The organism is Microbulbifer pacificus (assembly GCF_002959965.1).
Taxonomy (GTDB): domain Bacteria; phylum Pseudomonadota; class Gammaproteobacteria; order Pseudomonadales; family Cellvibrionaceae; genus Microbulbifer; species Microbulbifer pacificus_A.
The window spans coordinates 26,299-45,844 of sequence record NZ_PREV01000026.1 but is presented as its reverse complement, the minus strand read 5'-3'; the positions used below and the strand labels follow the sequence as shown (position 1 = coordinate 45,844).

Sequence of the window (19,546 nt, the reverse complement as noted above, 5' to 3'; positions counted from 1 at the left end):
ATTGCCGCCCTGCGGCATCTGAAGGGCATGGTGGCGAAGGTGGCCTCTGGCGGTGTTTGCGCTTCCCGCTGTGCGCCAGATGTGGTATAAAGCGCGCCGCTTTGGGCATGTCCCTGGCGAAAACTAACATCTGGAATACGCGGCTTGAGCCCGGTTCCATACCAACGCCGCACATATACCGGCACATTCGCCTGGGTGTCTCCACGGTCACGACTTCGGTCGTCGGTGGGGATTGGTGAATGGGGTATATGGAGGATGCAACCCGGGGAGTGTCGGATTTTCTGTAATGCCGCCGCTTCCGTCTGAAAATTGAGGTTTATTATGCCGCAAGTCAGCATGCGCGATATGCTGCAGGCTGGTGTCCACTTTGGTCACCAGACTCGCTACTGGAACCCGAAGATGGGTCAATACATCTTTGGCGCCCGCAACAAGATTCATATCATCAACCTGGAGCACACTGTTCCGGCCTTCAATGAAGCGCTGCAGATCATCAAAGGTATGGCTGCGCAGAAGAAGAAGGTTCTGTTCGTTGGTACCAAGCGCGCTGCGCAGAAAGCCATCCAGGAACAGGCTGAGCGTTCAGGTCAGCCCTACGTCAGCAACCGCTGGCTGGGTGGTATGCTCACCAACTACAAAACCATCCGCGCTTCCATCAAGCGTTTCCGCGATCTGGAAACCCAGTCTCAGGACGGCACCTTCGAGAAGCTGACCAAGAAAGAAGCGCTGATGCGTACCCGTGCGATGGAGAAACTCGAGCGCTCTATCGGTGGTATCAAAGACATGGGCGGTCTGCCGGACGCGCTGTTCGTGATCGACGTTGACCACGAGCGTATTGCTATCCAGGAAGCCAACAAGCTGGGCATTCCCGTTATCGGTATCGTTGATACCAACAGCAGCCCGGAAGGTGTTGACTACGTTATTCCAGGTAACGACGACGCGATTCGCGCGATCAAGCTGTACACCACCGCTGTAGCCGACGCCGTACTGGCGGGCGCCGCAAATGCGGGTAACGGTGCGGCTCAGAGCGAGTACGTTGAAGCCAGCGACGATCAAGCCGCTGCGCAATAAGCCGTAAGGCTACTGGCGGTGTAACAAATCTGAGTTACGCTGCAGGGAAAAGGGGCCTCTTATCCGGCCCCTTTTTTTCAAATCCATCAAAGAATTTGAATCTGAACCCGAGGATTGAATCATGGCGATTACCGCGTCAATGGTAAAAGAACTGCGCGAGCGCACCGGTCTGCCGATGATGGAGTGCAAAAAAGCACTGACCGAAGCGGATGGCGATATCGAAAAAGCGATCGATGACCTGCGCAAGGCATCTGGCCTGAAGGCCGCCAAAAAAGCCGGTCGTACCGCTGCTGACGGCGTTGTTGCCGCCAAAGTTGCCGAAGATGGCAGCTACGGTGTTCTGGTTGAAGTGAACTCCGAAACCGACTTCGTTGCCCGCGATGACAACTTCCTGGGCTTTGTGGCCAAGGTTGTCGACAAGGCATTTGCTGAGCGTCAGCAGGATGTCGCAGCCCTGATGGAAGGCGCGCTGGAAACTGACCGTGAAGCGCTGGTACAGAAGATTGGTGAGAATATCGGTGTTCGTCGCATCCAGCTGGTAGAAGCGCCCGTGGTAGGTGCTTACGTGCACTCCAACAACCGCCTTGCGGTTCTGGTCGCTCTGAGTGGCGGCAACGTAGAACTCGCACGCGATATCGCCATGCACGTCACTGCGTCCAACCCGCAGGTGGTGAAGCCGGAAGATATGCCGGCCGACGTGGTGGAAAAAGAGAAGGAAATCATCAAGGCGCAGCCGGATATGGAAGGCAAGCCTGCGGAGATCGTCGAGAAGATGATGGGCGGTCGCATCAACAAGTTCCTGAAGGAAAACAGCCTGGTGGAACAGCCGTTCGTCAAGAACCCGGACGTGACCGTTGGCAAGCTGGCCAAAGACGCCGGTGCGGATGTTCTGGGCTTTGTGCGTTTTGAAGTAGGTGAAGGTATCGAGAAGGAAGTGGTGGACTTCGCGGCGGAAGTTGCAGCGCAGGTCAAATCCAGCTCCTGATGCCTTGATCGCCGGCGACCGCAATCGGTCGTCGGCACCAGCGGGGTGTTCCCGGTGTGTTCGTCAGAATGTCACCGGGGCACCCCGCGCTGGTATCTGGCTTGCCGTACTTTTCGTAGGGCGTATGGGTGGTCATAAACCGAGCGATTGGTCGCGCCAGGCGGCCAGAAGTGAGGTTCCATGACCCGTGTGCGGGGCAAAGCCTGGGGTAAAGCAATAGGTAAAGCGCCGAATTTGTTGTAATGTTCGGCGGGCGCGAATCGCAATGGGGTTTGCGTCTCAACATAGAATTCAGCCCGTAACAGTTGAGGAACAAGGGATGCCAGGTATTAAAGACCGTAAGTACAAGCGAATCCTGTTAAAGCTCAGCGGAGAAGAGCTGATGGGCGAACAGGGGTTTGGGATCAGCCCCAAAGTACTGGACAAAATGGCGCTGGAGATCGGCCAGCTGGTAGGTATCGGTGTGCAGGTCGGTCTGGTGGTCGGCGGCGGTAACCTGTTCCGCGGCGCGGCTCTGAACGCCGCCGGTCTCGATCGCGTTACCGGTGACCATATGGGGATGCTCGCCACTGTCATGAACGCGCTGGCTCTGCGCGACGCGCTGGAGCGCTCGAATATTTCCTCGCGGGTGATGTCCGCGATCCAGATGAGCGGTATCGTCGATCACTACGACCGCCGCGCTGCTATCCGTTACCTGGAGCGGGGTGAAGTACTGATCTTTGCCGCCGGTACCGGTAACCCGTTTTTCACCACAGATTCCGCGGCTTGTCTGCGCGGGATCGAGATTGACGCCGAGCTGGTGCTGAAAGCCACCAAAGTGGATGGTGTCTACTCCGCCGATCCGAAACTGGTACCTGATGCCACCCGCTATGACCGTCTCACCTACGACGCGGTGCTGGACAAAAAGCTCGGGGTTATGGATTTAACCGCAATCTGCCTCTGTCGTGAGCACAATATGCCTGTGCGCGTTTTCCGGATGGACAAGACCGGCGCACTGCTGAATATCGTTGTGGGCGGCCAAGAGGGCACACTTATTGAAGAGGATGTGAATCAGTGATCAACGACATCAAAAAAGACGCCGAAGGGCGCATGAAAAAATCCATTGAAGCGCTGGGTAGCAACTTCAACAAAATTCGCACCGGTCGCGCGCATCCGAGTATTCTCGATGGCGTAATGGTCTCCTATTACGGCTCCGATACACCGTTGTCGCAGGTGGCCAACGTAACGGTGGAAGATGCGCGTACGCTTTCCGTTACTCCCTGGGAAAAGAATCTGGTTCCGGATATCGAAAAAGCGATCATGAAGTCCGATCTGGGACTGAACCCCAGCACCGCTGGCAGCGTGATCCGTATTCCGATGCCGATGCTGACGGAGGAAACCCGCAAGAATTTCATTCGCCAGGCTAAGGGCGAAGCGGAAAACGCCCGTGTGGCGATTCGGAATGTGCGTCGCGATGCGCTGGCGGAAGTGAAAGCGCTGGAAAAAGAAAAGCAGATCTCCGAGGACGACGAGCGCCGTGCCGGTGACGAAATCCAGAAGCTGACCGACAAGTATATTGCCGAGGTGGAAAAGGTGTTGTCGGTAAAAGAAAAGGACCTGATGGAAATCTGATGTCTGCACGTGGTACGGGTGTGACGGGTCCTGAGGTTTTGGAACCGCGGCATATCGCCATCATCATGGATGGCAACGGTCGCTGGGCAGCGCGTAAAGGCCTGTCTCCGTCCGCCGGACATAAGGCGGGGGTCGAGCGGATCCGGGATCTGATCGAGGCCTGCAAAGAGCGTGGCGTTGAAGTGCTCACGCTGTTCGCCTTCTCCAGCGAGAATTGGCAGCGCCCACCTAAAGAGGTGGAGCTGCTGATGACCCTGTTTCACTCCTATCTGCGGCGCGAAGCGCGGCGGATGCAGGAGCAGGGGGTTGAGCTGCGTGTGATTGGTCGCCGGGACCGATTTTCTCCGCGTCTGCAGCGGGCAATCGCGGAAGCGGAGGCGCTGACGCGGGGTGGTGTGAACGGCACTCTGGTGATTGCCGCAGACTACGGCGGCCAGTGGGATATTGCCCAGGCAGCCCGTATGCTGGCCCAAGAGGTGGCAAGCGGCGAGCGCTCTGTGGATTCGATCGATGAGACGGCGCTTGCTGAGCGAGTACTGCTGGCGGATCTTCCGCCCGTGGATTTACTGATCCGCTCCAGTGGGGAGCAACGCATCAGTAATTTTATCCTCTGGCAGGCTGCATATAGCGAATTTTATTTTACTGAAACACTGTGGCCGGATTTTGGGGTCGCCGAGCTGGATGATGCCATTGCGGCATTTCGCCAGCGGGACCGACGTTACGGCGGTCGCAGTGAGGATGGACTGGAAGCGCAGGCCTGATGGTGAGAGCAGCGCGGACACCGCTGTTCGCGATGGATGCTTCAGGTGCGTTTTACCGGTTGCCAGATTGATTTAATCAAGGGTTAAACGGTGCTAAAACAAAGAATAATTACCGCGCTGGTATTGGTTGCTCTGTTCCTCGGGCTGCTTTTCTTCGTACCCATGCAGTGGTTTGCCATCGTGGTGGCGGCGATCATCCTGTTGGGGGGGTGGGAGTGGGCCAACCTGTCCAATCTGAACCGTGCGTTGCGGTTTGTGTTTCTCGGTGCGCTCGGTGCCGCCCTCATCGGGGCGGCGCACTATGTTTTCAAATTCGAATTCTCAAGCCCCGATGTGGACCACGCACGGCGAATTCTCGCAGTCGCCTGTGGTTGGTGGGCACTGGCTTTTCTCTGGGTCCAGGGGTATCCCGCGAGCGCCATGCTCTGGGGGAATCGCTGGGCCCGCGGCCTGATTGGCCTGGTGGTGCTGGTGCCGGCCTGGTTGTCCGTGGTTATCCTGCAGGGCCTTGAGCACGGTCCCTGGCTGGTGTTGTTTGTTGTGGCGGTCGTGGTGGCCGCGGATGTTGGGGCCTATTTTGTGGGCCGCAAATACGGCCGGCACAAGCTTGCTCGCGAAGTGAGCCCGGGCAAGTCCTGGGAGGGCTTTTTCGGTGGCCTTGCGGCCTGTCTGGTCCTGGCGTTGGCGGTGTCCTTCGCGTTCGACCTCCCTGTGAAAAACACCATATTGTTTACCTTTGGGGTACTGGTTACTGCGCTGGCGTCGGTAATCGGAGATCTGGTTGAAAGCATGTTCAAACGTCACCGTGGTATCAAAGACAGCAGTCGGATATTGCCGGGGCACGGTGGCATTCTGGACCGGCTGGACAGTCTCACGGCGGCACTGCCGGTATTCACCATGGCGGCGCTGGCGAGTGAATTGCCCAAGTATCTATAAAAATTGTGTAATTTGCGCCCAGTAACCGGGACAAGCTTTTGCCTGTTTATCGCCCGCTATTACTAATACCATCGCTGACGAAGTTCGGCTCTGGCACCGGCGTGGTCCGGTGCCCTGTTGAGTCGCTGAGGTAGTTCGTTTCATGCATTCCACGAATCCACAAGCCGTCTGTGTACTCGGGTCTACTGGCTCCATTGGTGTCAGTACTCTGGATGTGCTGGCGCGCCACCCGCAAAAATACTCGGTATTCGCACTGACCGCCCGCGATCGCATCGAAGAGCTGGCGCAGCAGTGCCAGCGTTTCTCGCCCCGATTTGCCGTAGTACTGGACGAAGACAAGGCCGCTCAGCTGCGCCGTGCACTGAAGTCGGGGTCAGGTAGTGTTGCGACGGAAGTTCTGTGCGGGGTGGATGCTCTGTGCCGGGTGGCTGCACACGAAGACGTGGCGGTGGTGATGGCGGCCATCGTGGGTGCTGCCGGCCTGAAGCCTACACTGGCGGCAGTGCGCAAGGGCAAGAAGGTGTTGCTTGCGAATAAAGAGTCACTGGTGATGGCGGGGCCGCTGTTCATGGCCGCGCTCGCAGAGAGTGGCGCGCAACTTTTGCCTGTCGACAGTGAGCACAACGCGATTTTCCAGTGCCTTCCCTATCCCTGTGAGAGCCTCGACGCTGCCGGGGTAGAGCGTATTCTGCTGACGGGTTCCGGTGGCCCCTTTCGTACCCGCGATCCGGGAGCGCTGGATACTGTGACACCGGAGGAGGCCTGCCGCCACCCGAATTGGTCCATGGGGCGCAAGATTTCCGTGGATTCCGCCACCATGATGAACAAAGGGCTGGAATTCATTGAAGCCTGCTATCTTTTTCACGCCAAGCCTGCGGATATCCAGGTGGTGGTGCACCCTCAGAGTATTGTGCATTCCATGGTGCAGTACCGGGATGGATCGCTTCTGGCGCAGATGGGGAATCCGGATATGCGCACACCCATTGCCCATGCGCTGGCGTTCCCGGAGAGGATCGACAGTGGTGTTGCCGCTCTGGATCTGATTGCGCAGGGGCGGCTTGATTTCGAGGCGCCGGATGACTCCCGCTTCCCGTGCCTGCGTCTGGCGCGGGAAGCCATGGAAGCAGGTGGCAGTGCACCAACGGTGCTGAATGCCGCCAATGAAATTGCCGTAGATGCTTTTCTCGCCGGCGAGCTGCCGTTTACCGGGATTGCCCGGCTCATCGAAAAGGTCATGAAAACCACCGAGGTGGTTGAACTGACGGACCTGGATGCAGTCGAACTGGCTGATCGGAATGCTCGTAAACGGGCGCTTGAAGTGTTGGAAGAGCTGAACGGTGTCCGTGCGGGTGAACCGCACCCGCAAATGAGATCAATGTAAACTGCCCCCATGCTAGATTTTCTACAGACTGCAGTCTGGGCCCTCATTGCCCTCGGTGTATTGGTGAGCTTTCACGAGTTCGGCCACTTTATTGTTGCGCGCTGGTGTGGGGTCAAGGTACTGCGCTTCTCCATCGGTTTCGGTCGACGGTTGGTTTCCCGCTACGATCGCCACGGCACCGAGTTCACTATTTCGGCGATCCCTCTCGGCGGCTACGTCAAGATGCTGGACGAACGCGAAGGTACGGTCGCCCCTAATGAGCTGGATCGCGCCTTCAATCGCAAGAGCGTCTGGGCGCGTATGGCGATTGCGGCGGCCGGCCCGATTGCCAATTTCCTGCTCGCAATAGTGCTGTTTTGGGGCGTTTTCCTCGGTGGTACTTCCGGTCCTGTGCCAGTGGTGGGCAAGGTGGAGCCGGGCAGTCTGGCCGCTGTAGCCGGTTTGGAGCAGGGGCAGGAAATTCTTGCGGTGGATGATCATCCGACGCCGACCTGGCAGGCGCTGAACTGGCGCCTGGCCAATCGCCTCGGGGATAGCGGGCATATCAAGTTTTCCGTGCGCTACCCGGATTCCTCCCTGGAATATCACATGTACGCGGATATCGAGCGCTGGCTGGCCGGGCGGGAGGTGCCGGATCCCATGGAGGAAATTGGCGTTTCCCTGTGGATTCCCGAGCCCGGTATGACACTTTCCCAGATAATCCCGGGTAGCCCCGCGGAGCGGGGAGGGCTGCAAGTGGGCGATGAGATTGTATCCACTGACGGACAGGTATTTGACGCCTGGGACGATTGGACCAGCTATATCAAGGCGCGTCCGGAGCAACCGGTGCAGGTCACCGTTGCGCGGGATGGTGCGGAGCTGGCGCTTACCGTTATTCCCGATCGGGTCAAACTGGATGGTGGTGAGGAGATCGGGCGTATTGGCGTGGCGCCAGCCGGCGCGTCCTGGCCGGAAGACAAGGTGCGTCGTTACCACTACGGCATGTTGAGTGCACTCAACAAGGGGCTGGAAGAAACCTGGAGCAAGACACTCTTCACCCTCGATAGCCTGAAAAAATTGCTGCTCGGGCAACTTTCGACCCGCAACTTGAGCGGTCCAATCACCATTGCTAAAGTGGCCGGCACTTCGGCGAACGCCGGCTGGCAGTCATTCCTGTCATTGTTGGCATTACTAAGTATCAGTCTCGGTGTACTGAACCTGCTGCCTATTCCAGTACTGGATGGCGGGCATCTGCTTTACTACGGTATTGAAGCCATCAAGGGCTCTCCGGTGTCCGAGCGTGTGCAGATGATCGGTTTGCAGGTCGGTATGGCCATGGTGCTGGGGATCATGGCGCTGGCGTTGTACAACGACATTCTTCGACTTTAGATGTCTGAACGGGGTGCCTGCGGGCTCTCAAGAATTGTACGGGCCCGAGGCCCGGCAGGAATTGCGAATAAAAACTCGGAATTAGTAGATGAAAAACTTCCTGAAAGCGGCTTCGCTCGGCCTGGCTCTGCCAATTACTGCCTACGCCCAGTCGTTTGTGGTCAACGATATTCGCGTAGAAGGTCTGCAGCGGGTTTCCGCCGGTACTGTGTTCGCGGCGCTGCCTGTGCGGGTGGGCGATCAGGTCGAAAGTGTGGAAATCCAGAGCGCGACCCGCGCACTGTTTCGCACCGGATACTTTCAGGATATCCAGATTGGTCGTGAGAACGGGGTGCTGGTGATTACCGTGCGCGAGCGCCCGGCAATCTCCAAGATTGAAATCACCGGCAACAAGGCGATCAAAACGGAAGACCTGCTGAAAGGCATGAATGACAACGGTCTTGCGGAGGGGCAGATTTTCAAGCGCGCGACGCTTGAAGGCCTGGCTCAGGAGCTGCAGCGCCAGTACGTGGCTCAGGGCCGCTACGGCGCCAGTGTAAAAACTGAGGTCAAGGAACTGCCGCGTAATCAGGTTGAACTGAAAGTGGTCGTGGACGAGGGCTCCGTGGCCGCCATCAAGCATATCAATGTGGTCGGCAACCAGGCGTTCTCGGATGAGGAACTGGGTGAAATTTTCGAGCTGCAGACCACTGGCTGGTTGTCCTGGCTGAACAGCGACGACAAATACTCTCGGGAAAAACTTACCGGTGACCTGGAGCGTCTGGAATCCTATTACCTCGACCGCGGTTATCTTGAATTCAAGATCGACTCTACCCAGGTGTCGCTGAGTCCCGACAAAAAGAGCGTTTTCATTACCGTCAATATCACCGAAGGTGATGTCTACACCGTTTCCGATGTGGAACTGGCCGGCGACCCTGTTGTTTCCGAAGAAGAGATCCGCCGCCTGTTGCTGGTTCGCAAGGGGCAGACCTTCTCTCAGGTATTGATGACGACAACCTCGGACTACATCACCAAGCGCCTCGGCAACGAAGGCTATACCTTCGCGGAAGTGAACGGGATGCCCGAGGCCAACGAGGAAGACAAAACCGTAAAGGTCACGTTCTTTATCGATCCCGGCAAGCGCGCCTATGTACGCCGCATCAATTTCCGCGGCAACACCCGCACCTCCGACGATGTGTTGCGCCGCGAAATGCGGCAGATGGAATCCGCATCCGCGTCCTCTGCGCGCATTGAGCAATCCAAGGTGCGTCTCGAGCGTCTCGGTTACTTCAAGGAAGTACAGGTAGAAACGACCGAGGTACCCGGTACTTCCGACCAGATCGATGTAGAGTACACGGTCGAAGAACAGCCTTCTGGTTCCATTGGCGGCACCGTGGGATACGCCCAGGGCAGTGGCTTGGTGCTCGGTGCCAATGTGCAGGAAAACAACTGGCTGGGCACCGGCAAATCCGTTGGCTTTGGGGTGAACACCTCCAAATACCAGACGGTGGTGAATTTTTCCTACACGGATCCATATTTCACGCCCGACGGCGTCAGTCGCGGTTTCAACGTGTTCTACCAGGAGCGTGACTACTCCGAGATCAACCTGTCCAGCTATAACACCACCACGTATGGCGCGGGGCTGAGCTTTGGTTATCCGATTTCGGAAATTTCCCGGATCGGCCTGAATGTGGGATTCAACCACCTGGAGTTGAGTACCCACAGTAGCTCAGTTCAACAGATTGTCTCCAGCCCGCGCCCGATCAGTGGTGTAACGGGGGAAGTAGACCTCGATGAACTGGCGAGTATTTCGGAAGAACTCGGGCAGGCCGTCGAAGACGGTGTCGTGCTCGATTTGAGCATGCCGCTGGATGACAGCCTGCTGAATACGGATTACGACGGGTTTGTCGATCTGTACGGCGATGAGTTTGATACCTGGTCGCTCACGACTTCGTATGCACGCTCAACCTTAAACCGCGGTATCCTCGCCACCCGCGGCGCCTCGCAACAGGCATCCATGGAAATCGCGCTGCCTGGCGGTGATCTTGAGTATTACAAGTTCATCTATACCGCGCAGTATTTCCGCCCATTAACCAAGGATCTGACATTGCGGTTGCGTACGCGTCTCGGTTACGCGAACGGCTATGGGGACACCGGCGAGTTGCCGTTCTTTGAAAACTTCTACGGCGGTGGTTTCGGCTCGGTGCGTGGTTTTGAACGCAATACCCTTGGGCCGCGCTCCACCCCGGCCGAGTTTTACGATTACGTTAGCTGTGCGGTAGATGCCGAGGGTGCAGTAACCAAACGCTGTTACGTGTTGAATACGGATACCGGTGAACTGGTGACGGAATCTTCCGGGCGTCGCCCCGACCCATTTGGTGGCAACATTCTGGTAGAAGGCAGTGCGGAAGTGATTTTCCCGATTCCATTCGTGAAGGATCAGCGCTCCATGCAGTCGGCGTTTTTTATCGACGCGGGTAACGTGTTCGACTCAAGCTGTGGCGCCACCCAGCTTAACTGTTACGATATCGACGTCGATTACCTGAATGTCTCTGCTGGCATCGGTCTGACCTGGATTACCGGTTTCGGTCCTCTCACCTTTAGCCTCGCCAAGGCACTGCGTGAAAACGAAGACGACGATGTAGAAGTGTTCCAGTTCTCACTGGGCAACAGTTTCTGATCCAGGGGTATATCGCCGCTTCTGCTCGGGGTTTATTGCAGGGCGGCCGATTGTTTTGATAATAATGTGCGCCTCCAGGGCGCCGAAATTTATGAGTTACGGAGAATAAGCGTGTTCAAATTTGTGAAAGCTAGTGCAATTCTGTTGGCGGGTCTGATGTTTGCGGGAGCGGCATCTGCACAAACCAAGGTGGCCGTGGTCAATATTCAGGCTGCGATCATGAGTACCGAAAAGGCGACGGCGAAAATCAATGCGCTCAAGACCAGCTCCGAGTACTCCCAACTGCAGAACACTGCGGAAAGCATTCGCGTGGAAGTGCAGAAAATGGCAGAAGATGCGCAAAAAAATGGCGTGACCTGGTCTGAAGAGAAAAGGGCTGAAGAGCAGCGCAAAATTAACTTCAAACGCTCCGATTTTGAAACGACTGTTAAAAAGCTGCGTGCGATTGAAGGGCAGGCGGTTCAGGATCTGCAAAAAGATCTGCTGCCGAAAGCCAAAGAGGCGCTGGAAGCTGTAATCAAGGAGCGCAAGCTGGATCTGGTCTTGGACGCCACTGCTGCCGTTTACGCGGGTAACGATGCCAACCTGACCGAAGAACTGGTCAAGCGTCTGAACGCTGCAAAATAAATTACCGCAGGTGATCAGTTTGAAGACCGGACAGCCAACACTGTCCCAGCTGGCTGAAGTGTTGGGCGCCGAACTGCGTTTGGCGGAAGGTGCCAGTGAGAGTCTGGTGCCTACCGGTCTCAATACGTTGCAGGATGCCGACGACCTTGAGGTCAGCTTTCTGGCGAGCGCCAACTATCGTCGCTTTCTTGCCAGCACTCGCGCTTGCGCGGTGCTGCTGACAGCTGAGCAGGCGGAATCGTGCCCGGTGACGGCGCTAGTGGTGGCAAATCCCTATCACGCATTCGCCCTCGCTACCGCCATTTATGACAAGACTCCGCAGTACGCTGCCGGTATAGATCCCAGCGCTTCTGTTCATCCCAGCGCGGAAGTGCACCCCTCCGCGTGTATCGGTCCGGGGGTGATCATTGAGGCGCATGCCAAAGTTGCGGCGTCCGCTGTTATTGGCCCCGGATGCGTGGTGGGTGAGGGTAGTGAAATAGGCGCCCGCTCACGGCTTTTCCCCAATGTCGTCGTTTATCATGGCTGCTTTATCGGTGCCGACTGTACCGTGCATAGTAATACCGTCATCGGTGCCGATGGATTCGGGTTCGCACCAAGCCAGGGGCAGTGGATCAAGATCCATCAGTTGGGCGGAGTGGAAATTGCCGATGAGGTGGAAGTAGGAGCTTGTACCTGTATCGACCGCGGAGCACTGGGCAACACAGTGATCGGTCGCGGGGTCAAGATCGACAACATGGTGCAGATCGCGCACAATGTGCGCATTGGTGACTATACGGCCATGGCCGCCTGTTCTGCAGTGGCGGGCAGCGCCGTTATCGGCAAGCACTGCACCATTGCCGGTGGCGCTGGCATTGTCGGTCACGTCACCATCGCGGATCACACCCATGTTACTGCCCGTTCGCTGGTGACCAAGTCCATTGATGAAGCGGGCTCATACTCCAGTGGTACCCCTTTCTCTGACAGCCGGTCGTGGCGGCGAAATGCGGTGCGATTTGGGCAGTTGGATCAGATGGCTCGCCGCCTGAGTGAACTTGAAAAAACATTGGCGGCTAATCTCGGGCGAGCGGATGAAAGTACGCCGCAAGGTGAGCAGGAATAAAGCCCGGTAACTTCCGGTTGCAGACAGTTTAATTTTTAGTAGATTCGGGGCGTTCGGCGCCCCGAAGTGGTTTCTGGGGACAATTCGTCATGATGGACGTTCAGGAAATTCGTCAATACCTTCCGCACCGCTATCCTTTTCTTCTGGTCGACCGTGTTGTTGAGTTGGAAGAGGGTAAGTCGATCAAGGGCTATAAAAACATTTCGATCAACGAAGAGGTGTTTAACGGCCACTTTCCGGAAATGCCAATCTTTCCGGGAGTGATGATCGTGGAGGCGCTGGCTCAGGTATCAGGTATTCTCGGCTTTAAAACCCTGGGGCAGAAGCCGGAGGACGGCTACTTGTACCTCTTCGCGGGTATCGACAATGTGCGCTTCAAACGCCAGGTTGTGCCGGGTGATCGCCTGCAATTGGAGTCTGAAGTGATTTCCGAGCGTCGCGGAATCTGGAAGTTTGCCGGCAAAGCCAGTGTAGACGGAGAGCTGGCGGCATCGGCGGACATTCTGTGTGCGGTGAAAAAGATCTGAGTCACTGCCAGTGAAATCCGGGTTGTTGCGCGGACATATCAGGATACTTCGCACAACCCTGCTGGTGAGGAGAGAACCACGGAATGCAAACCAGGATTCATCCAACCGCCATTGTCGACGACTCGGCGAGTATTGGCGAAGGCGTGCATATCGGCCCCTATAGTGTAATCGGGCCCGGTGTAGAAGTCGGCGATGGGTGTGAGATCGCCTCGCACGTCGTGCTCAGCGGGCCGACCCGGCTGGGCAAAAACAATCGTATTTATCAGTTCGCCACGGTAGGGCAGGACACTCCGGATAAAAAATACCAGGGTGAGCCCACCACACTGGTGATTGGCGATGGCAATGTCATTCGTGAAGGCGTTACCATTCACCGCGGTACCGTGCAGGATCGCGGTGAGACCACTATTGGCAACGGCAATCTGCTGATGGCCTACGCACACATTGGCCACGATAGCGTGATCGGCAACAATACTATTCTCGTCAACAACGTGGCGCTTGCGGGCCACGTACATGTGGGCGACTGGGCAATCCTTAGCGGTTATACCCTCGTTCATCAGTACTGCACGATCGGCGAACACGCATTTACCGGGATGGGGTGTGGTGTCGGTAAGGATGTTCCCGCCTACGTGATGGTGGCTGGCAACCCTGCAGAGGCCAAGACCATCAATGCTGAGGGACTGCGCAGGCGCGGTTTCAGCCGCGAGGACATCGCACTGATCAATCGCGCTTACAAGATTGTTTACCGTCGTGGTTTGACAACAGATGAGGCGCTGGAGTCTCTGCAGCCGTTGCGCCAGGAGTCCGCGGCAATTCAGCCCTGGATCGATTCCCTGCAAAATTCCACTCGTGGCATCGTCCGTTGAACACTTCGATTGAGGAGGTGCGCACGTTGCGCATCGGTATGTTGGCCGGAGAGGCCTCGGGAGATATTCTCGGTGCGGGGTTGATTGCGGCTCTGCGGAAGCGTTTTCCTGCAGTGGAAGTGCGTGGTATTGCCGGTCCGCGTATGCAGGCGCTGGGAGCCGAGTCCCTGTTCCCGATGGAAAGGTTGTCGGTTATGGGGCTGGTGGAACCTCTGAAGCGTCTGCCGGAGTTACTTCGTATCCGCCGCACCCTGCGTGAAAACTTTCTTGCTGACCCTCCTGATATTTTTATCGGTATCGATTCGCCGGATTTTAATCTCGGGTTGGAGGAGGCCCTCCGCTCCGCCGGTATTCCCACGATGCATTATGTCAGCCCTTCCGTGTGGGCCTGGCGCCAAGGGCGGATAAAGAAAATCGCCCGCGCGGTGGACCATATGCTCACCCTGCTGCCATTCGAGGCGGAGTTTTATCGCGAGCACAAGGTGCCGGTGACCTTTGTCGGACACCCGCTGGCCGATGATATTCCTCTGGATGTCGACGTGTCGGCGGCAAAACAGGTGCTCGGTTTTTCCTCCGAGGATGAAGTCGTCGCGCTGCTGCCGGGTAGTCGCGGTGGAGAGGTTCGGCTGCTGGGGCCCCTTTTTTTACAGGCGGCGCTCTGGTGCTATCAGCGTCGGCCAAATCTCAAGTTCGTGTTGCCAGCGGCAAGCCCGGATCGCAAATCGCAGATTGAGCAGCAACTGGCGCAATTGCCCGGTATCGACGCGCTGCCACTGATGGTCCTTGACGGAAACTCCCAGCAGGCACTGGCTGCTGCAGATGCGGTACTGATTGCATCCGGAACTGCGACTCTCGAAACCATGCTGATGAACAAACCTATGGTCGTGGCCTATAAAATGGCGTCGCTGACCTACGCAATTTTTTCGCGCATGCTGCACACCCCCTGGGTTTCCCTGCCAAACCTGTTGGCGCAGCGTGAGCTGGTGCCGGAAATTCTCCAGGATGAGGCCACGCCTGAAGCACTGGGGGCGGCATTGTTGAATTACTTTGATGATCCATTGCTCGGTGATCAATTGCGCAGAGAATTCAGCGAGCTGCACCAGCAGCTGCGCCGCGATGCCTCGGAAAAAGCCGCGGACGCAGTGTGTAAGTTGTTGTACGGCTAACCTTCCTGCCTTACGGGCTCACCTGTAAAACCTGTAGACTATCCATGAAATCCAGTTCGTCTCTTCCTCCCTATCTGTGTCCGTATACGGGTGTGTTGCTTGCCGGTGTCGATGAGGTGGGACGTGGTCCTCTGGCCGGGGACGTGGTGGCCGCGGCGGTAATTCTCGATCCCGATAGCCCCATCGTCGGGCTGGCGGACTCAAAAAAACTCAGTGAAAAAAGACGCGAAGTACTGTTCGATGAAATCCGTGAAAAGGCGCTGAGCTTTGCCATCGCCCGTGCGACGGTGGAAGAGATTGATCGGTTAAATATTCTGCACGCGAGTATGCTGGCGATGAAGCGCGCAGTTGAGCAATTGTCGCTGCGGCCTGAGTTTGTACTGGTGGACGGTAACCGCAAACCGGACTGGCACTACGCCTGTGATACCGTGGTGAAAGGGGATGACCGGGTTGCGGCGATTGCGGCGGCCTCTATTCTTGCCAAGGTCACGCGGGATAGGGAAATGGTGGCGCTGGATCAGCAGTATCCCGGATATGGCCTCGCCGGACATAAGGGTTATCCGACCAAGGCGCATATGGCGGCGCTCGCGCGGCTGGGGGTTACACCGATACACCGCAAAAGCTTTGCGCCAGTACAGCGGCAACTGGCGTTAGTGTAAACCTGCTGTATGTCCGTGTTCGACGCGATCAGCCGCGGGCTTTTCGGATCCGTGCGCTGGTAATCATCTTGTCGGACACTTCCACAATCTCGATCAGGTAGCTCTGGATATACAGGCTGATATTGCCTTCGGGGATGCTTTCCAGATGCTCCATGATCAGGCCGTTGAAGGTTTTCGGTCCATCGGTGGGCAACTCCCAGTGCAGCGTGCGGTTGATCTCGCGAATTGAGGTTCCGCCATCCACGAGGTACCAGCCATCCTCCTGAGCAACGATTTCCTCATCATCACTGGGGACCGGGCTTGCGGTAAAGTCACCCACAATCTCTTCCAGCAGGTCCTCAAGGGTCACTATGCCCATAACCTCGCCGTACTCATCCACCACCAGTCCCATGCGGCGTTTCTTCTGCTGGAAGTTCATCAGCAGCGTGGGTAACGGGGTGGCCTCGGGAACGAAATAAGGTTCGTCCAGATGGGATTTCAGGGTTTCCGCGGTGAGTGCTTCCGGCCCGTCCCGCAGGATCTGTGCCGCGCGACGCAGGTGCAGAATGCCCACGACCTGGTTGATATCGCCGCGGTATACCGGAAGGCGGGTATAGCTGCTTTCTGCCAGCTGCTTCAGAATTTTCTCCGCGGAGCTGTCGAGATCAAGACCGATGACCTCATTGCGCGGGATCATGATGTCCTCCACCGTAGCCTGGTCCAGATCCAGCACATTCAACAGCATGCCTTTGTGCTTGGTGGGCAACAGTGCGCCGGATTCAAACACCACGGTGCGGAGCTCTTCAGGTGCCAGGTGTTCAGCCTCTGACTCCTTTCCCGCCTCCACGCCCACAAGGCGCGCCAGACCGTTGGAAATGCTGCCTACAAACCATACAAATGGCGCCATCAGCCAGAGCAGCGGCTGGAGTATCACACTGGCGGGGAAAGCGATCTTCTCCGGGTGCAGGGCGGCGATGGTTTTCGGAGTTACCTCGGCAAAAATGAGGACGACAAACGTCAGTGCCGCGGTGGCGTAATAAACACCGGCCTCGCCGTACAGGCGAGTGAATACGGCACCGGCAATGACCGAGGCGAGAATGTTAACCAGATTGTTGCCAATCAGAATCGCACCAATCAGCTTGTCTGGGCGCGACAGCAGATCCACCGCGCGCTTGGCACCGCGGTGACCGTTCTTGGCCTGGTGGCGCAGGCGATAGCGGTTCAGCGCCATCATGCTGGTTTCGGAGCTGGAAAAGAACGCGGAAATAACTATCAGCAGGCCTATCAGTGCAAACAGTAGACCGGGGGGCATCTCGTTCAAGGGGGAACTCTTTTTATGGAATCGGGGCGATATTGGAACAGTTTGCCAGTGCTCGCAAGTTTACAGCGGTCAGTGTCGGGCAAAGATGACTTCCAGTGCCAGTTTGCTACCAAAAAACGCCAGCATCAGCACGGCGAAGGCGGACAGTGTCCAGCGCACGGCGGTGTTACCGCGCCAGCCTTTTTTCCAGTGCCCCCACAGCAGAATGCTGTAGAGAATCCAGGCGAAGATCGACAGGATGGTCTTGTGGACCAGATGCTGCGCAAACAGGTCGTCAACGAAGAGAGCGCCTGTAACCAGCGATGCCGTCAGCAATAGCTGACCAAAGGCAATCAGACCGAACAGGAGACTCTCCATGGTCTGCAATGGCGGCAGCATTCGGCTGATACCCGTGGGGCGATGGTTGTGCAGCTGCTGATTGAGCCAATACAGGTAAATGGCCTGAAGCGTTGCCAGGGTAAGCAGAGAGTAGGCGGATATGGAGAGCAGGGCGTGCGCGGCGATGCCGGGAGACAGCAGGGCGCGGGGCGGTACCCCGCCCCAGGTGTGGACTGCGGCCATCTCCGCTACCGCCGCCAGTGGGGCGATTGCGAGGACCAGCAGGTTGAGCCGGTGACGCAGAGACAAAAACAGCAGGAGCAGGGCCACAACACAGGTAATCAGCGACAGCACGGCGGCGAGGTCGAAGCGGACCCCTTGTTCCGACAGCAGTGTAAATTTGAGCGAGATGGCGTGAGCGACGATGGCGCAGCCAAACAGCCCTAGCAGCAGCGGCTGCCGGGAAGCGGAAGGTTGGCGAGACAGGGATACTGCCGCTACACAGGTAGTGGCTACATAAAGCGCGATTGCCATCCAGTGGGCCATAGCCGCCATCGGGGTAGATCCGTCGTTTTTGTCATTAAGTTCCGGGCGGGCAGTGTGTCACAGCGCGCCTGTGCTGGAAAGCCCGGCTGGGCTATACTGCCGCGTTTTTGGGGGCCGGTAACACCCGGACCATCAGGCTTTTACGATTTGAGAAGGTGATATGTTCGATAACCTGAGCGACCGTCTGTCGTCGGCACTGAAGAAAGTTACGGGCAAGGCGCGCCTGACGGATGACAATATCCGCGATACCTTGCGGGAAGTGCGCAAGGCGCTGTTGGAGGCGGATGTGGCGCTGCCGGTGGTCAAGGCCTTCGTCCAGCAGGTGCGCACCGCGGCGGTGGGGCAGCATGTCAGCAAGGCGCTCAACCCCGGGCAGCAGTTTGTCAAAATCGTGCAGGATGAGTTGGTCAAGGTCATGGGGGAGGCGGCCACGCCGCTCAACCTCGCGGTGCAGCCGCCGGCGGTCATCCTGATGGCGGGTTTGCAGGGGGCGGGTAAAACCACCAGTGTGGCGAAACTCGCCAAATACCTGCAGGAGCGCGAGAAGAAAAAAGTGATGGTGGTCAGTGCGGACGTCTACCGCCCCGCCGCCATCAAGCAATTGGAGACCCTGGCTGGTGAGGTGGGCGCTATTTTCCATCCGTCGCAACCGGATCAGAAACCCTTGGATATTGCCCGCGGCGCTGTGACTGCCGCACGTAAACAGTTTGCCGATGTGCTGATCGTGGATACGGCCGGCCGCCTGCATATTGATGATGAATTAATGGGGGAAATTCGCGAGCTTCACAGCGAGCTGACGCCGGCGGAAACCCTGTTCGTGATTGACGCCATGATTGGTCAGGACGCGGTGAACACGGCCGGCGCGTTTAACGATGCGTTGCCCTTGACCGGTGTGATTCTGACTAAGGCAGACGGTGATGCCCGTGGTGGTGCGGCCCTGTCGGTTCGTCATGTCACCGGTAAACCGATTAAATTTATTGGTGTCGGTGAGAAGACCGATGCGTTGGAGACCTTCCACCCGGACCGTATAGCATCGCGCATTCTCGGAATGGGCGACATTCTCTCCCTGATCGAGCAGGCTGAGCAGAAGATCGACCGCAGCAAGGCGGAAAAACTGGTCAAGAAGGTGCAGAAGGGTAAGGGATTCGATCTGGAGGATCTGCGTGATCAGCTGCAGCAGATGCAGAATATGGGCGGTCTCGGCGCCCTGATGGACAAGCTTCCCGGTATGGGGGGGCTTGCCCAGGCAGCGCAGCAGGCGGATATGGGTAAAGAGTTCCGTCGTATGGACGCCATCATCGGTTCCATGACGCCTGAGGAGCGCCGCAACCCGGACATGCTGAGCGGCTCCCGCAAGCGTCGCATCACTGCCGGCTCCGGAACACAGATTCAGGACCTGAATCGCCTGCTCAAACAGCACAAGCAGATGAGCAAGATGATGAAGAAGATGAAAGGCGGCGGTATGGGCAAGATGATGCGGGGTCTCGGTGGTTTGCCGGGACTCGGAGGTGGCGCCGGCGGGATGGGTGGACTGGGTGGTCTCGGTGGCGGTCTGCCGCCAGGCTTCCGCAAGAAGTAAGTGTTTTTAACGGTGTGTTCTGGCGGGTATATCCGCGCTATACAAACCGGGGTGGGTACATTAGAATACGCCGCCTTTCAGCTGGCCCTT

18 protein-coding genes are annotated in these 19,546 nt (G+C 57.3%); 16 read left to right on the top strand and 2 right to left on the bottom strand.

Annotated features, from left to right (window positions below; translation table 11 throughout):
* The first annotated feature begins 321 nt into the window (after positions 1-321).
* From rpsB to rnhB, 15 genes are all read left to right on the top strand, one after another.
* Positions 322-1,068, top strand: a complete 747-nt coding sequence (rpsB, locus tag C3938_RS00795) for a 30S ribosomal protein S2 (protein WP_105101388.1) — start codon at positions 322-324, stop codon at positions 1,066-1,068.
* Between the two features lie 121 nt (positions 1,069-1,189).
* Entirely contained in the window at positions 1,190-2,053 is an 864-nt protein-coding gene (gene tsf / locus C3938_RS00790) for a translation elongation factor Ts (protein WP_105101387.1), read from the top strand.
* Between the two features lie 319 nt (positions 2,054-2,372).
* On the top strand, positions 2,373-3,110 hold the full coding sequence (pyrH, locus tag C3938_RS00785) for a UMP kinase (RefSeq protein WP_105101386.1): 738 nt from the start codon (positions 2,373-2,375) through the stop codon (positions 3,108-3,110).
* Positions 3,107-3,664, top strand: a complete 558-nt coding sequence (gene frr / locus C3938_RS00780; RefSeq protein ID WP_105101385.1) for a ribosome recycling factor — start codon at positions 3,107-3,109, stop codon at positions 3,662-3,664. The genes pyrH and frr overlap by 4 nt, the downstream gene beginning before the upstream one ends.
* Positions 3,664-4,425, top strand: coding sequence for a polyprenyl diphosphate synthase (gene uppS, locus C3938_RS00775; protein ID WP_105101384.1), 762 nt, complete (start codon positions 3,664-3,666; stop codon positions 4,423-4,425). The genes frr and uppS overlap by 1 nt, the downstream gene beginning before the upstream one ends.
* A 90-nt stretch (positions 4,426-4,515) precedes the next feature.
* A complete protein-coding gene (locus C3938_RS00770) occupies positions 4,516-5,361 on the top strand; it encodes a phosphatidate cytidylyltransferase (protein ID WP_105101383.1) in 846 nt (281 codons plus the stop codon).
* Between the two features lie 142 nt (positions 5,362-5,503).
* Complete coding sequence (gene ispC / locus C3938_RS00765; RefSeq protein WP_105101382.1) at positions 5,504-6,742, top strand: 1-deoxy-D-xylulose-5-phosphate reductoisomerase; 1,239 nt, start codon at positions 5,504-5,506, stop codon at positions 6,740-6,742.
* Between the two features lie 9 nt (positions 6,743-6,751).
* Entirely contained in the window at positions 6,752-8,110 is a 1,359-nt protein-coding gene (gene rseP, locus C3938_RS00760; protein ID WP_105101381.1) for an RIP metalloprotease RseP, read from the top strand.
* 88 nt (positions 8,111-8,198) lie between these two features.
* A complete protein-coding gene (gene bamA / locus C3938_RS00755; RefSeq protein WP_105101380.1) occupies positions 8,199-10,769 on the top strand; it encodes an outer membrane protein assembly factor BamA in 2,571 nt (856 codons plus the stop codon).
* Between the two features lie 111 nt (positions 10,770-10,880).
* Positions 10,881-11,396: an OmpH family outer membrane protein gene (locus tag C3938_RS00750; RefSeq protein WP_233998568.1), complete on the top strand. Its 516-nt coding sequence runs from the start codon at positions 10,881-10,883 to the stop codon at positions 11,394-11,396.
* A gap of 19 nt (positions 11,397-11,415) precedes the next feature.
* Positions 11,416-12,498, top strand: coding sequence for a UDP-3-O-(3-hydroxymyristoyl)glucosamine N-acyltransferase (lpxD, locus tag C3938_RS00745; RefSeq protein ID WP_105101379.1), 1,083 nt, complete (start codon positions 11,416-11,418; stop codon positions 12,496-12,498).
* 89 nt (positions 12,499-12,587) lie between these two features.
* The gene (gene fabZ / locus C3938_RS00740) at positions 12,588-13,025 is read left to right on the top strand and encodes a 3-hydroxyacyl-ACP dehydratase FabZ (protein WP_105101378.1); all 438 of its coding nucleotides are present in this window, start codon (positions 12,588-12,590) and stop codon (positions 13,023-13,025) included.
* Between the two features lie 83 nt (positions 13,026-13,108).
* On the top strand, positions 13,109-13,888 hold the full coding sequence (lpxA, locus tag C3938_RS00735) for an acyl-ACP--UDP-N-acetylglucosamine O-acyltransferase (protein WP_105101377.1): 780 nt from the start codon (positions 13,109-13,111) through the stop codon (positions 13,886-13,888).
* Positions 13,889-13,905: 17 nt separating this feature from the next.
* Positions 13,906-15,054 carry a lipid-A-disaccharide synthase gene (lpxB, locus tag C3938_RS00730; RefSeq protein WP_105103137.1) on the top strand — a complete coding sequence of 383 codons (1,149 nt, stop codon included), beginning with the start codon at positions 13,906-13,908 and terminating at the stop codon, positions 15,052-15,054.
* A gap of 44 nt (positions 15,055-15,098) precedes the next feature.
* Entirely contained in the window at positions 15,099-15,713 is a 615-nt protein-coding gene (rnhB, locus tag C3938_RS00725) for a ribonuclease HII (protein ID WP_105101376.1), read from the top strand.
* A 28-nt stretch (positions 15,714-15,741) separates the two neighbouring features.
* Here rnhB and C3938_RS00720 read toward each other — a convergent pair whose 3' ends face one another.
* Together C3938_RS00720 and C3938_RS00715 are read right to left on the bottom strand one after the other, a co-directional pair.
* Positions 15,742-17,013 (bottom strand): HlyC/CorC family transporter, encoded by a 1,272-nt coding sequence (locus tag C3938_RS00720; RefSeq protein ID WP_418903555.1) that lies wholly within the window; start codon positions 17,011-17,013, stop codon positions 15,742-15,744.
* Positions 17,014-17,082: 69 nt separating this feature from the next.
* Positions 17,083-17,886, bottom strand: a complete 804-nt coding sequence (locus C3938_RS00715; RefSeq protein ID WP_105101375.1) for a cytochrome C assembly family protein — start codon at positions 17,884-17,886, stop codon at positions 17,083-17,085.
* 151 nt (positions 17,887-18,037) lie between these two features.
* Between C3938_RS00715 and ffh the strand changes: the two genes are divergently transcribed.
* Positions 18,038-19,456, top strand: coding sequence for a signal recognition particle protein (ffh, locus tag C3938_RS00710; RefSeq protein WP_105101374.1), 1,419 nt, complete (start codon positions 18,038-18,040; stop codon positions 19,454-19,456).
* Positions 19,457-19,546 lie beyond the last annotated feature (90 nt).